Origin of the sequence: Nocardiopsis sp. B62, assembly GCF_018070675.1 — a bacterium.
In the GTDB taxonomy this organism is placed as follows: domain Bacteria; phylum Actinomycetota; class Actinomycetes; order Streptosporangiales; family Streptosporangiaceae; genus Nocardiopsis; species Nocardiopsis prasina.
The window spans coordinates 1-14164 of sequence record NZ_JAGPXK010000049.1; the positions used below are offsets into that span (position 1 = coordinate 1).

General features: G+C 72.4%; 10 protein-coding genes. 4 read left to right on the plus strand and 6 right to left on the minus strand.

Features of this window, described 5'->3' with window-relative positions; genetic code table 11:
* Nucleotides 1–34: 34 nt before the first annotated feature.
* Nucleotides 35–4966 carry an SCO7613 C-terminal domain-containing membrane protein gene (locus tag KBX21_RS25940; protein ID WP_210844261.1) on the minus strand — a complete coding sequence of 1644 codons (4932 nt, stop codon included), beginning with the start codon at nt 4964–4966 and terminating at the stop codon, nt 35–37.
* 464 nt (nt 4967–5430) lie between these two features.
* Between KBX21_RS25940 and KBX21_RS25945 the strand changes: the two genes are divergently transcribed.
* Both KBX21_RS25945 and KBX21_RS25950 read left to right on the plus strand, forming a co-directional pair.
* Nucleotides 5431–6099, plus strand: a complete 669-nt coding sequence (locus tag KBX21_RS25945) for a transglycosylase SLT domain-containing protein (RefSeq protein ID WP_210844263.1) — start codon at nt 5431–5433, stop codon at nt 6097–6099.
* A gap of 58 nt (nt 6100–6157) precedes the next feature.
* The gene (locus KBX21_RS25950) at nt 6158–6805 is read left to right on the plus strand and encodes a lytic transglycosylase domain-containing protein (protein WP_199776483.1); all 648 of its coding nucleotides are present in this window, start codon (nt 6158–6160) and stop codon (nt 6803–6805) included.
* 77 nt (nt 6806–6882) lie between these two features.
* Here the strand turns inward: KBX21_RS25950 and KBX21_RS25955 are convergent, their stop codons facing one another.
* The 5 genes from KBX21_RS25955 to KBX21_RS25975 all read right to left on the minus strand — a co-directional run bounded on the left by KBX21_RS25955 (nt 6883) and on the right by KBX21_RS25975 (nt 12007).
* Nucleotides 6883–8778, minus strand: coding sequence for a serine/threonine-protein kinase (locus KBX21_RS25955; RefSeq protein WP_210844264.1), 1896 nt, complete (start codon nt 8776–8778; stop codon nt 6883–6885).
* Between the two features lie 183 nt (nt 8779–8961).
* Nucleotides 8962–10353 (minus strand): class II fumarate hydratase, encoded by a 1392-nt coding sequence (locus KBX21_RS25960; RefSeq protein ID WP_049568696.1) that lies wholly within the window; start codon nt 10351–10353, stop codon nt 8962–8964.
* A 143-nt stretch (nt 10354–10496) separates the two neighbouring features.
* Nucleotides 10497–11066, minus strand: a complete 570-nt coding sequence (locus KBX21_RS25965; protein WP_210844278.1) for a DUF1707 domain-containing protein — start codon at nt 11064–11066, stop codon at nt 10497–10499.
* Nucleotides 11067–11186: 120 nt separating this feature from the next.
* The gene (locus KBX21_RS25970; protein WP_210844265.1) at nt 11187–11627 is read right to left on the minus strand and encodes an RNHCP domain-containing protein; all 441 of its coding nucleotides are present in this window, start codon (nt 11625–11627) and stop codon (nt 11187–11189) included.
* A complete protein-coding gene (locus KBX21_RS25975) occupies nt 11624–12007 on the minus strand; it encodes an RNHCP domain-containing protein (protein ID WP_210844271.1) in 384 nt (127 codons plus the stop codon). Before KBX21_RS25975 ends, KBX21_RS25970 begins: the two co-directional genes overlap by 4 nt.
* 408 nt (nt 12008–12415) lie before the next feature.
* Between KBX21_RS25975 and KBX21_RS25980 the strand changes: the two genes are divergently transcribed.
* Both KBX21_RS25980 and KBX21_RS25985 read left to right on the plus strand, forming a co-directional pair.
* Complete coding sequence (locus tag KBX21_RS25980; RefSeq protein ID WP_049568708.1) at nt 12416–13345, plus strand: ABC transporter ATP-binding protein; 930 nt, start codon at nt 12416–12418, stop codon at nt 13343–13345.
* Complete coding sequence (locus tag KBX21_RS25985) at nt 13342–14163, plus strand: ABC transporter permease (RefSeq protein ID WP_049568710.1); 822 nt, start codon at nt 13342–13344, stop codon at nt 14161–14163. The genes KBX21_RS25980 and KBX21_RS25985 overlap by 4 nt, the downstream gene beginning before the upstream one ends.
* Nucleotide 14164: the final 1 nt, after the last annotated feature.

Below are 14164 nucleotides of genomic sequence, written 5' to 3' on the forward strand. Positions count from 1 at the left end.
CCCCACCCCCGCGCAGGCAGCCCCCGACCGCCGCCTACCGCAGTTGGGAGAGGTACCTCCCGACCTGGCGCAGGCGGGTGAGGCTGGCCTCGTAGCGGGCACCCACGAACAGCAGCACGGCGCCGATCACCGCGAACGGGAGCCAGTTGGGAGTCAGCTGGCTCAGCTCCCACAGGGGCGGCCCGAAGGCGCGCAGCGACGTGACGAGCAGTGCGAGGCCGCCGAGCACCAGGGCGGCGCTCAGACGCTGGCGCAGCCCCCATACGGTGACGGCCAGACCCGCCGCCAGTACGGCCGGCACCCGCCAGACCATGTCGTCCCCGGTCAGCACCTCCCACACGGTGGGGCCCAGGAGCAGCGCCAGCCCGCCGCCGTAGGCGAGCCAGCTCGACGGGGTCCTGGCCGCCTTACGCGACCACTCCCAGCCGATCACCAGGAAGGCGAGCGCGGGCAGGGCCGTGTACGCCTCCGGGACGGTGACCTCCCAGGACGCCAGGGCCGTCCACAGGGCGAGGAACATCAGCGCGGCGCCGACCCCCGCGTACCAACGCCGGTGCGGCCGGACGGCGCTGGCCAGGCTGATCACCCCGACCACCGCCAGGGCCGTGGCCACCAGTTCCAGCCGTCCGCCGTTCAGGACGGTGAGCAGCAGAGTGACCCCGGCCCACGAGGCGGCGGGGACCTCGGCCGCCGTGACCAGGGGGTGGCCCAGACGCGGGGCGACCGCCGCCACGGCGGCCACCACGGCGAGGGGGCCGAAGGCCGCGTACTCGACCGGCGCGCCCAGGGCCAGCGGCAGCGCGAGCGCGAACCCCCCGGTGGCCGCCGTGGAGACGGAGGTGGAGGCGATCGCCACGAACCGGGTCCGGGCCAACGCGGTCACCACGGAGAGCACCGCGGCCGCCGCTAGCAGGACCGCCACGGCGCTGTGCCGCTCCGAGAGCGCCCAACCGAACGCGAGGGAGAGCGAGAACAGCCCGCTCGCCCAAGGCGCCCAGGAGAGCCGGTCGTCGCGGAGGAGCGCGGCCCCGACGAGCAGGAGGGCGCCGACCGCGAGGGTCCACACCAGGGCGACGAGGAAGGGCAGGCCCAGCGCCACCGGCAGCGGGAGCAGGGTCAGGGGAACGACCAGCGCGGCGACGGGTACCAGCATGGCCCGGTCCACGAGGAACACCGCGAGCAGGGCCAGCACCCCGGCGGCCAGCAGTCCCACCGAGACGGTGAGCGCGCCCAGGGCGTCGGACGGCCCGGGCACACCCACGAACACGTGCGCGGGTTCCAGCAGGGCGGAGAGCGGTGCCCCGCCGACGACGTGGGTCCGGGCGAACAGGGCTAGGGCGGGGAGCCCGGGCGGGCCAGCCACCAGCGGCACGAGCGCCAACAACAGCACCCCCGCCCCGCCGAAGGGAACCGGTGCGTCGGTTCGCCCCGGCCCCGCCGCCCTCAGGCGGTCCGTGCGTCCCAGCACCAGGGCAGTCATACCGAGCACGAGGGCGGCGGCGCCCAGCAGCCACCAGGGGACCTGGCCGGGGGCGCCCACGGTGGCGGACCCGATCAACAGTCCGCATCCGGAGAACAGGGCGAGGGACCACGCGACGACGGTCAGCCCGTACACGAAACGTTCGGGGGAGTGCGCCGCCTGCGGGGCCAGGCCGTGGCGCAGGCGGGCGGAGACCAGCGTGACGGCGGCGATCAGCGACAGGACGATCAGCGCCGTGTGCTGCTGGGGGAGTGCCCAGCCGAGGGCGAGCAGCATCGTGGCCAGTCCGGTCGCCCCCGGGAGCGGAGCCAGGGACGGGCCCACCCGCGAGGTCCACAGGAACAGGGCGGCGCCGACCAGTGCCGTCCACACCACGGCCACGATGAGGGGTGCGCCCAGCAGCACCGGCAGCGGGACCAGGGTGAGCGGCGCGACCAGGGCGATCGCGGGCCGGAACAGGCGGCGGTCGAGGAGCAGCGCGGCGCCGAGGGAGAGAGCTCCGAAGACCAACAGCCCGGCCGCCATGAGCAGTGCGGTCAGGGTGTCCGACGGGACCGGCAGCCCGACGAGCGTGCTCGCGGGCGCGCCCATGGCCCTGACCGGGGAGGTGAACGCGCCGCCCCCGGGGACGAGCGCGGGGATCGTCGGGAAGCCGTTGGGGCCCACCAGCGGTGGGACCGCGGCCAGCAGGACCAGGCCCGCGACACCGAACGCGGACCACGTTCCGCCGGTGCCCCTCTCCCCGCCCCGGTCCGTTCGTCCCAGGACCAGCGCGCACGAGCCGAGCACGAGGGTGACGGTGCCCAGCAGCCACCAGGGCGCCATGCCCGGGGCTCCGGCCCCGGCGGAGACGAGCAGGGCGGCGAAGGAGAGGAGAAGGAGGGTGCTCCACGCCGCGACAGTCAGCTCGCGCACGAGCGTGGCACCGGGAGCCCCTCCGTTCCGGACACCGGTGGGGGAGGCCCGCAGGCCCTGGTGCGCCCACGCGGAGACCGCCACCGCCACGGAGGCCGTCAACAGCGTGACCAGGGTGGTGTGCTGCTCGGGCAGGGACCACACCAGCGCCAGCAGCATGGTGGCCAGACCGGTCACCCCGGGGAGCCAGGCGACGGACGCGCCCACCCGCGAGGCCCACAGGAACAGGCCCGCGCCGACCAGCGCCGTCCACACCACGGCCATGATGAGCGGCGCTCCCAGCAGCACCGGCACGGGAACCAGGGCCGGGGGTGCGACCAGGGCCACACCGGCGGGGAGGCAGCGGCGGTCGATGACGGCCACCAACCCCAGCACCAGGGCGCCCGCCACGAGCACGCCGAGCGCCATCCCCAGAGCGGTGAGCGGGTCGGGCTGCGCGGGCACCCCGAGCGCCGCGTGCGCCGGACCCCACATCGCTCCGACCGGAGCCGACCACGGGGCGGTTCCGGGGATCAGGGGCAGGGACGGAGCATCCCCGGGCAGCGCCATGAGCGGGGCCACGGGCAGCAGCGCCAGACCGACCAGCGTGAACAGCCAGCGCGGGTCGGAAGCGGGCTGCTCGCGGCCCGGGACGGGCCCGCTCGGGACCGCAGGAGCGACCCGGCCCAAGGTCAGGGCGGTCGCCGCGGACAGCAGGGCGGCGGCGGTCAGCAGCCACCACTGGGCCTGGACCGTGCCGTCCGCGCCCCGGTTCCCGATCAGGAAGGCGATCCCCGCCAGCAGCGCCAGGGCCCACAGCAGCGTGCCGCCCATGGAGAGGGTCGAGGCCCGGCCGCCCGGTTCGGGACGGCCCTCGGCGGCGGAGAACAGCCGGGCCCCGACCGCGCAGACCAGCGCGGTGGCGGCCAGCATCAGCACCGCCGCGAGGGTCATGTACCGCTCCGGCAGGGCCCAGACCAGTCCCGTGACCAGGGTGAGTGTTCCGGTGACCACCGGGATCGCCCCGGCCCACCGGCCAAGGAGGGCGGAGCCGAGGACCAGGCCGCCACCGACGATGAGGGCCCACACCACCGCCACGACCTGCGGCAGCCCGAGGAGCAGCGGCGGCGTCAGCAGTGCGGCGGGGGCGACGAGGGCCAGGGCCACGAGCAGGGCGGAGCGGCGCAGCAGCCAGACCGCTCCCACGGCCAACCCGGCGGCCACCAGGACCCCGGCCAGGTACACGAGGTTCAGCGGCGGCAGCGTGCTGGCCCGCTCCAACTGGAGGAGTTCCACGGCCGGGAGGGTCATCGCGGACGGCTCCAGGCTCCACGGCCAGGCCGTGAGGCGGGGCAGGACCGGCAGGTGGGCGGGACCGGCCACCAGCGGGGCCAGGGTCAGGGAACCCAGGCCGATCACCGTGTACGCGGAGAACGTGCCCGGTGCCGGAACCGTCCAGGACCGGCGCCAGCGGTCGGCCAGCAGACCGGTGACCCCGGCCAGGAACAGGGTGGTCGCCATCGACCACCAGCCCAGCGGGTCGGTGCCTGAGTAGCCGGTGGCGGCCAGGACCGCCACGAGGGCGACGAGCAGGGCGAGGGACCACAGGACCACGGCCGCTGCCCACAACGTGCGGACCGGAACACCGGGACGGGGAGCGCCGAGGAGGCGCACGGCCGCCAGGTCGGCGAGCGCGGTGGCGGTGACCACGGGCAGCAGCCAGCCGGGGTTGCCGTCGCTGGGCAGCGAGACGACCAGCAGCAGCGGCACGGGTTGCGCGAACACGACCGCCAGGACACGCGGTGAGCGCAGCGGCACCAGCGCCGGGTACAGCAGCAGGAGCGCGCTCATGATCGCCAGCGCCGCGGCGGTGTAACCGGGGCCGTTGCTGATCCGGTCGCTCAGCAGCCACAGGGCGAGGGCGTCCACGCAGAGCAGACCGGCGGCCACGGCGCCGAACGTCTCGGCGGTGGCGCGCAGTCCGCGCCGGTACAGCGGCAGGGCCAGGCCCGCGAAGGTCAGGGTGGTCAGCCCGAGCACGCCGGCGCGGGCACCGGTGCTCATGTCGCTCCAGGTCCAGATGGCGAAGACCAGGGCGGCGATGCCGATGAGCAGTCCGCCGAGGCCGAGGATCACGTTCTGGGCCGAGCGCTGGCTCACCTCCCGGGTGCGCTCGGGCGCCGGTCCGGCGGCGGACGCGGCACCTGGGGCGGGGCCCGGTGCCAACTCCTGCCGCGCGGCGGTCGGAACCTCGACGACCATCGGGGCCTGAGCCTGAGCCTGAGCCTGGGCCGGTGCCCGGACCGCGACCGGAGGCGGGGAAGCCGGTGCGGGCACCGCCCGGCGTGCGCGTTCCTCGGACTCCCGGCGCAGACGGCCCAGCACGAGGGGGCGCTCCTGTGAGAGGGCGCGCTCCCGTCCGCGCAGGGCGTCCAGTTCGGTGTCGATCCACCACAGGCGCTGCGCCGTCGGCCCGACGAGACTGAGCCCGCAGCGCCCGCACGCCCGACCGGCCGCGCCGAGCGGCGCGGCGCAGTCGGGGCAGTGGCGTGGTGGGCCGGGCGGTGGCTGGGGGAGTCCGTGGGCGTTCATACCGACATGTTCCTCGCGCGTGCGCCTCGGCACATCAGTACGGGTACTCAGTCGGCCGGAGCGGTACGGGCGCGATCCGGTGACGGCGGTCTCCTCCGGCCCGAGCCGGAGACGAGTGACACAGCCCGGAGGGACGTGGAGCACCCTGACTCTTTGTGTTCCCTTGCAGGTCACAAGTCCGCGATGCGGGCACATTCCGTGATGTGAGTCAGGACACGGCAAAACTGGCGTTACTTCACCGTGACGATGATGCAGGCTGAGGGCGCTGCACCGAGAATCCCCCCTCCCGTGTGGGAGCCCCACCCCGTGGACGGTCGAACGGCGACTCCGTCCCCTCCACGGCGCACACGAAGGGCCGCGCGGCCCCTGGCGGCGACCCACACCACGCGAGATCCCGAACCAGGGCACGCGTGCGTCAACGTGAAAGGGCGATCTTGATAGCCAACCGGATCTCACTGCGCCAGATGAGCGCGGTCGGAGCCGCCGCGCTGGTCGCGGGCGGCATGTTCACCGTCTCGGCCTTCGCGCAGACCGGCGACCTCGACCCCGGTCAGGCGGCTTCGGCGGCCACCCCCCAGCAGCCGGAGGCGCCCCAGGAGGAGTTCTTCGCGAGCCCTCCCGCCGTCGACGACGCCGAGCGCGAGAGCCAGCGGGACCAGGGCCGGGACGACGTACGGACCGCGGCCGAGCAGGCCGTCCAGTCCGCCAGCGGCACCGGCGCGGAGATCGCCGAGCCCGAACCCGAGCCCGAGGCGGAGACCCCCGACACCGGCTCCTCCGAGGGTTCCGGCTCCTCCGGTGACTCCACCCCGGCCGCCCCGGTCCCCGCGGGCTCCGCCAAGGAGATCGCGCTCCAGATGGTCCTCGACCAGGGCTGGGAGGCCGACCAGTTCCACAGCTGCCTCGAACCCCTGTGGGAGAAGGAGAGCAACTGGAACCACCAGGCCGAGAACTCCAGTTCCGGTGCCTACGGCATCCCGCAGTCGCTCCCCGGCGACAAGATGGCCTCCCACGGCTCCGACTGGCGGACCAACCCCGCCACCCAGATCTCCTGGGGCCTGAGCTACATCAAGGACCGCTACGGGAACCCGTGCGGCGCCTGGTCCCACTCTCAGGCCAACAACTGGTATTAATAGGTTTTTCCCTGCCATTAACCCCCTTTTGGGAAAGGCAATCGTGCTACTCAACCGAATGTCGCTGCGTAGTACCGCGGCGGTCGGTGCGGCGACCCTGGTCGCCGGTGCGACGTTCGCCGTCTCCGCGTTCGCGGACGACGGTGTGGACCCGGAGATGGCGGCCAGCGCCGCCGTGCCGAGGTCCGAGGAACCCGCGGCCGACACCGAAACCGAGGGCGACGAGTTCTTCTCGGCCTCGGAGCAGTTGACCGAGGACGAACTCCTGGAGCTCCGCGCGCAGGCGCAGGACCAGCGAGACGCTGCCAAGGGCCAAGGGGTGCAGTCCACCCTGGCCAGCGGTAGCGACATCGAGGAGGAAGAGGAAGAAGAGGAGGAAGCGGAGGAGGAGCCCGTGTTCTCGGGCGACCCCAAGGGCATCGCCCGCCAGATGGTCGCCGCCGAGGGCTGGGGCGCCGACCAGTTCGACGGTTGCCTCGAGCCCCTGTGGGAGAAGGAGAGCAACTGGAACCACCAGGCGGAGAACTCCAGTTCCGGTGCCTACGGCATCCCGCAGTCGCTCCCCGGCGACAAGATGGCCTCCCACGGCTCCGACTGGCGGACCAACCCCGCCACCCAGATCTCCTGGGGCCTGAGCTACATCAAGGACCGCTACGGCACCCCCTGTGAGGCCTGGGCGCACTCCCAGTCCGTCGGCTGGTACTAGGTACTGGGTCCCCCGAACAACGAAAGCGGCCCCGCGCACCTCGCGCGGGGCCGTTTCGCTGTCCGAAACCCTGCCGTCTACTTGTGCGGGGTGAAGGTCTCGACGACGTCCTCGTGGACGTTGTCGAAGTCACCCGCCTCCTCCCGGGGCACGTTCACGCTCACCAGGTAGAAGACCCGGTGGTCGCCCTGCTCCAGGACCACCGCGTAGGCCCAGAGCCGCCGCTCCGACTGGCCCCAGTTGGTGTTGACCAGGTCGGCCTCGACCATGGCGACGTCCAGCCCGGCCAGACCGCCCTCGAAGTCGTCCCGGTCGAAGTCCTCGGTGTCGCGCACCTCGTAGCCGCTGGTGGCGTCCTCGATGTCGGTGCCGCCGTCGGTCTGGGCGAGGAACTGCTCGGCGGTGCCGGTGAACTCGGTCTCCTCCCAGCCCTCCACCATGACCTCGTGCTCCATCCCAGGAGCCACGAACAGCGCGATCGACTCGGAGATCTGGCTGTCGTCGGGGGACCAGCCTCCGGGGTAGGAGATCGAGAACCACTCGGAGTCGAAGGTCTGGAGGTCGTCCTCGTCGTACTCGGGGGGAATCCCGTCGACCCGGACACCGCCCTCCGGTGTGTCCTCGACCTCCTCGCGGCTCTCGGCCCGTCCGGGCTGCTCGACCACCGGGTTGTCGGACACCCCGGGGGACGTGCCGGATCGCAGGGCCGTCGCCATCACGATGCCGATGACCAGCAGGACCGCCACGGCCAGCGTTCCCAGTCCCAGCACGGTCCCCAGGCCGCAGCCGCGGCGGCGCGACCGCGGTGCGCTCGCCCCGTGGGCCATGCCCATTTGGGGCCCGCTGTGGCCGCCCCCGTGCCCGCCGTGGAAACCGGGACCACCGTGGCCGTACCCGCCCTGGTCGTATCCGCTTTGGTCGTACCCGCCCTGGTCGTAACCGACCGAGCCCGCCGCGTGCGCGTAGTGCTCCTGGTCGTGCTGACCGTACTGGTCCTGGCCGGGGTAGGGGCCCTGCCCGTAGTAGCCGTCACCGGAGGGCTGGGAGGCCGGGTGGGGGGTCTGTGGACCGCTTGCGGCGGCGCCCAGGGCCGCACCGGCCACTCCGGCCGCGCCCGCCGCGCCCGCCGCTGTGCCTCCGGAGGCCGCCCCGCCTCCGCCGCGGCACCGCTTCAGCAGATCCAGGGCCTGCTCCACGGTGAGCCGACGGTCCGGGTCGCGCTCCAGCAGACCGGTGACCACCGGCTCCAGCCACGCCGCCCGCGTCATCGGCGGCAGCTGGGCGGAGATGACCGCGGCGATCGCCGCGGTGATGGAGTCGCGGCGGAACGGGGAGCTCCCCTCGACCGCCGCGTACAGCGTCACGCCGATGCTCCACAGGTCGCCGCGGTGCTCGGCCGGTCCGCCCTCCAACCGCTCGGGCGGCATGTACTCGGGCGAACCGATCAGGGCACCGGTCCGCGTGATGCTCGGACCGCCCTCCATGGTGGCGATCCCGAAGTCCGTGAGGATGACCCGGCCGTCGGAGGACATCATGATGTTGCCCGGCTTGATGTCCCGGTGCAGGACACCGGCCGCGTCCGCCGCGCGCACCGCCTTGAGCAGCGACTCGGCGATGTCGGCGACCTCCTCCGGAGGCAGCGGCCCCGAACCGCTGAGCAGGTCCTGGAGCGAACCGCCCTCGACCAGCTCCATGACCACCCACGGGTCGTCCTCGTACTCGAACACGTCGTGGATGGTGATGACCGTGGGGTGGTTGATCCGCGCGGCGGACTGGGCCTCCCGCCGGACCCGCGCGTGCGCGTCGGCGCGTTCGGCCTCGGTGAAGTGGCCGGGAAGCAGCACCTGCTTGATCGCCACGACCCGGTTCAGGGCCGTGTCGTGCGCCTCCCAGACGATCCCCATGCCGCCACGGCCGAGTTCTCGGCGCAGGACGTAGCGGTTCGCGATGGTCGGCTGGCTGTTACTCGACATCTGTCGCCCTCTCGGAGCGGGCACTCTGCGGGAAGTTCTGACTACTGGGTCCGACGCCCACGGTAGGGGGAAGGTTCCGGCCTCCGGGCCCTCGGTGGCACGTCGTGACGGTGACGTCGGTGACGCACGAGGGGGCACCCCGCGTTCGCGAGGTGCCCCGGGGGTCCCGTGGACCGGTTGAGACTACTGCTGCGAGTTGGTCATCTTGAGGACGTCGAGGGCGGAGTCGAGCTGCTCCTCGGTGAGCTTGCCGTCCTGCACGTAGCCGCGCTCCAGCACGACCTCGCGGATGGTCTTCTTCTCGGCCAGCGACTGCTTGGCGACCTTGGCGGCCTCCTCGTAGCCGATGTACCGGTTGAGCGGGGTGACGATCGACGGGGAGGACTCCGCGTACACGCGGCACTGCTCCTCGTTGGCCCTGATCCCGGCCACGCAGCGGTCGGCGAAGACCGTGGAGACGTTGGCCAGCAGGCGGATCGACTCCAGCACGTTGCGCGCCATCATCGGCAGCTGCACGTTGAGCTCGAAGTTGCCGGAGGCGCCGCCGAAGGCCACGGCGGCGTCGTTGCCGACGACCTGCGAGGAGACCTGGAGCATGGCCTCGCACAGGACAGGGTTGACCTTGCCGGGCATGATCGACGAACCCGGCTGGAGGTCCGGGAGGAAGACCTCGGACAGGCCGGTGGTCGGGCCGGAACCCATCCAGCGGATGTCGTTGGCGATCTTGCAGTAGCCGACCGCGATGGTCCGCAGCTGGCCGGACAGCTCGACCAGGGCGTCGCGGGCGCCCTGCGCCTCGAAGTGGTCGCGGGCCTCGGTCAGCGGCAGGCCGGTGTTGGCGGCGATCTCGGCGATGACCCTGGCGGAGAAGCCCTCGGGGGTGTTGATGCCGGTGCCGACGGCGGTGCCGCCCAGGGGCAGCTCGGCCACGCGCGGCAGGACGGCCTCCAGGCGCTCCACGCCGTAGCGGACCTGCGCCGCGAACCCGGCGAACTCCTGGCCCAGGGTGACCGGGGTGGCGTCCATCAGGTGGGTGCGGCCGCTCTTGACGATCGCCGCGAACTCGATCGACTTGCGGGTGAGCTCGCCCTCCAGGTGGCGCAGCGCCGGGATCAGCTCGTTCTGGACGGCCGAGGTGGCGGCGATGTGGATGGAGGAGGGGAACACGTCGTTGGACGACTGCGAGGCGTTCACGTGGTCGTTCGGGTGGACGTCGAGGCCGGTGCGCTCCTTGGCGACGGTCGCCACGACCTCGTTGGTGTTCATGTTGCTGGAGGTGCCCGAGCCGGTCTGGAAGACGTCGATCGGGAACTCGTCGTTCCACTTGCCGTCGGCGACCTCCAGGGCGGCCTCGCGCACGGCCTTGCCGAGGTCGTCGGAGATCACGCCGAGCTCGGCGTTGACCTTGGCCGCGGCGGCCTTGATCTGGCCGAGCGCGGCGATGTGGGCGTTCTCCAGCCCCTGGCCCGAGATCGGGAAGTTCTCGACGGCACGCTGGGTCTGGGCCCGCCACTTGGCCTTGGCCGGGACCTGGACCTCACCCATCGAGTCGTGCTCGATACGGAACTCACTCATTGCAACCCATCTCTCCTGGGAAAACCTGTGACCTCAAGCCTGCCAGACGCAGCAGGACACAACGCACCTCACCCTGGGTTCCCGGTGTTGCGCGTGTCATGTTGACATCCGCGCAGGTCACCAAGGCCGAGTCGGGCGCTCCGTCAGCGTTCGAGGCGGCGGCGGGCCCCGCGGCGGCCGAGGAGGAGACGGCGCCTGGGCGCGCGCACCCGCACCGTCCCGAACAGGCAGAAGCCGTCGATCTCCAGGACGGGCGGACGGGACATCGTGCTGCCCCGGGCGTTGGTGCTGCGTCGGCCGAGGAAGGACCACCCGTTGAGCCGCACCTCCACGCCCTCGGGGACGTCGATCACGACCCGGCCGAGGAACGTGCTGACCCTCATCCGGTGGTGGTTGTGTGTGAGCAGGGCCTCACGCATGTCGATCTCGGTGCGCCCGCACACGGCCCCCGCCAGCTCGTCGGGGAGTGCCACCCAGCGCCCCCGACGGGTGAGGGTGGTGAACCAGCTGACCATGGGTTCGGGGTCGAGCTGGATCGGCTGCTCCTCCGCGGGCAGGAGGTCGGAGGTGATCTCGGGCAGTTCCCCGAGGGTCCTGGCCGCCTCGACCCGGTCGAGGCGCTCCTCGAACTCCTCCATGTCGATCCGGCCGTCGGTCACGGCGGAGCGCAGGACCTCACTGACGCGTTCGCGGTCACTGTTGGAGGCCCTCATCCGGGCGGGGGAGACTTCCTCACTCACGCCACTCACCCTAGGCGAGCGACGTGCACGGTGGCGGCGGTCGTGGGGGCCGGGCGAGCCCGACCCCACGACCGATCACTCGAACACTCCAGGTCAGAGGAGTGTCAGCGCGCGCCGCGCCGGAGCGGCGGCCGAAAGCGGCCGCACCGCGATCCGCACCAGGGCGCGGGCGTTGTCGTCACCCGCGACCCGGTTGGCGCTGAGCTCGCCGCACGCCAGGCAGCGGTGGACGACCAGCCACTCGCCGTCCGGGCGGGCGCTGACACCGGCGGCCTCCATCCGGCCACGGCAGCCGGCGGCCCTGTCGCCGGGGACCCGCCCGTCCACGTGCAGGCTGGTCAGGCAGTGCGGGCAGTGGTTGCGGTGCGCCGTACCCGGGGCCCGCAGCGGGACGTCCAACCGGCACTGCGCGCACCGGAACGACTCCGCGGCCGGGCCGTGGCGCCGCCCCTGTTCCCCCCGGGACCGCAGGACGGTCTTGGGGCGCTGCTCCCTGCGCTGGGCGCCCCGGTGGTTGCCGCGACCCACGCTCACACCTCCCCGAGCATCTCGAGCGGGAACGGCGGCTCGGCGAGAGGGCGCACGGCGATCCGCATGAGCACCAACGGGTTGTCGTCGGCGGCCACGGCGCTCTCGGAGAGCTCGTCGCAGCGCACGCAGCGGTGGACCAGCCTCCATCGGCCGTCGCGCGCGACGACGACGGAGATCGGGGTCATGCGCCCCTCGCAGTCGCAGACGCCGCCCTCGACCTGATCGTGGACGTGGAGCGAGGTCAGACAGCTCGGGCAGTGGTCACGCGGAGTGCCGTCGGAACCCAGGAGGGAGACGGACAGGCCGCAGAGCACGCAGCCGAAAACGGTGCGCGCGGAGTGGTCGGAAACGGTGGTTCTGGGATCGGGATCGTGATGGGACAACCCGGAGGCTCCTTGCTGGAGAGGTGAAGAGTCGACAGCAAGAGCGCCGAGCGGTTCTCGACGTGGGCGGGGTCCGTTCAGACGTCCGAAGGGTGTCGGGGCATGCGGAGTCCCGCGCGGCTGTGAGGCGCGCTCGGCGCGTTCCGGGGCATGGACCTCAGTCCTTCTTGCGTGGGCTCACGCCCGCGCGTACGTGTTCGGTTCCGACCCCTCCACGGTAGGGAGGCCCCCGGAACCCGCGCAACGGGTTTTCGGCGTCCGTCCCGCGCCCGGCCAGCGTCCGTCCCGCGCCCGTCCGGTGTGCGTCCGGCACGTGCGGATAAACGATGGATTTTCACGCGCTCCGCTGCCTACCGTGTTCCCATGACCACACCAGAGCCCGGTCGGGCCGTCCCCGGGAGCGCCGCCATGACCTCCCGCGAGGCGGACTCCACCGTGCCAGCCCTGCACCTGCGCGGCGTCGTCAAGCGCTTCGGATCGCTGACGGCCGTCGACGGACTCGACCTGGAGGTACCCCAGGGAATCGTCCTCGGACTGCTCGGGCCCAACGGCGCTGGCAAGTCCACCACCATGAAGATGCTCACGGCCCAGTCCATCGCCGACGAGGGGACCATCAGCATCCTCGGCCACGAGATCCCCGCCGAGTCCAAGTGGGCGCGGGCCCGCATGGGCGTCGTCCCCCAGCACGACAACCTCGACGAGGAACTCACCGTCGAGCAGAACCTCCGGATGTTCTCGTTCCTGTACCGGGTCCCCCGGGCCCGTCGTAAGGAGGCCATCGCCCGCACCCTGCGCCTGGCGCAGCTCAGTGACCGCGGAGACACCCCCGTCGACGACCTCTCCGGCGGGATGCGCCGCCGCCTGCTCATCGTCCGCGCTCTCCTGCACCGGCCCGAAATGGTCCTCATGGACGAACCCACCGTCGGCCTGGACCCGCAGGTGCGGCAGGAGCTGTGGGGCGTGATCACCGCGCTGCGCGACGAGGGCGCCACCGTCCTGATGTCCACCCACTACATCGAGGAGGCCGAGCGCCTCTCGGACGAGGTCGCCCTCATGGCGAGGGGGAGGGTCGTCGAGCGGGGAGCCCCGGCCGACCTCGTCGCCAAGTACGCGGGAGCCAGCGTGGAGGAGTACACACCGGGCCCGGACGGGACGGCGGCCCTGGAACGGCTGCTCCGCGGCCACGGCTTCACCACCCGGCGCACCGGCACCACGGTGTCCGTGCTGCGCGCCGAGGAGCTCCCGGAGTCGGTCCGGGACCAGCTGGGCACCCCCGACCGCAGGGACAGCAACCTGGAGGACGTGTTCGTGACCCTGACCGGGGAGTCCGTCGAATGAGCCTGTCACAGCGTCACGAGGACGCCCGCCCCGAACGGCACGCCCGGCCCGGCCGGTTCGAGGCCGACGCGGTCAGGGGAGTGGTCGCCCGCGAGTGGATCCTCTACGGGCAGTCCTGGCGGGCCACCACCTTCGCCGCCGTGGTCGAACCCACCCTCTACCTGCTCTGCTTCGGGTTCGGCATGGGCGCCCTCATCGGGACGCTCGCCGGGTTCAGCTACATCGACTTCCTGGGCACCGGGATCGTCGCGGTGTCGGTGATGTTCCAGTCGATGATGCCCGCCGTCATCAACACCTTCATCAAACGCCGCTTCCTGCACACCTACGAGGGCATCCTCGCCGCCCCCGTGGACGTGCGCGAACTCGTGACCGGAGAGGCCCTGTGGCTGGCGCTGCGGTCCGGCGTCTACGGGTGCGTGCCGCTGCTGGTGGCGATCGGGTTCGGGCTCAAGCCCGGCCCCGGGATGCTGCTGGTGCCGTTCATCGCCTTCCTCGCCGGGTTCGCCTTCGCGCTCTTCGGGATCTGGATCTCGGCGGTGATCACCTCGGTGCGCTCCATGGACTACGTGTTCAGCGGACTGTTCACCCCGCTGTTCCTCATGGCGGGCACGTTCTTCCCGCTCACCGAGCTGCCCGACTGGGTCCAGACGGCCGCCATGGTCAACCCGCTCTACCACGCGGTCGAACTCATCCGGGGAGCGGTCTTCGGCGGGCTGGACGCCCTCGCCGCCCTCGGCCACGTCGGCGTCCTGCTGGCCTTCGTGGTGCTGATGTGGAACCTGGCCGCCTTCCAGATGCGGCGCAGGGTCGTCAACTAGC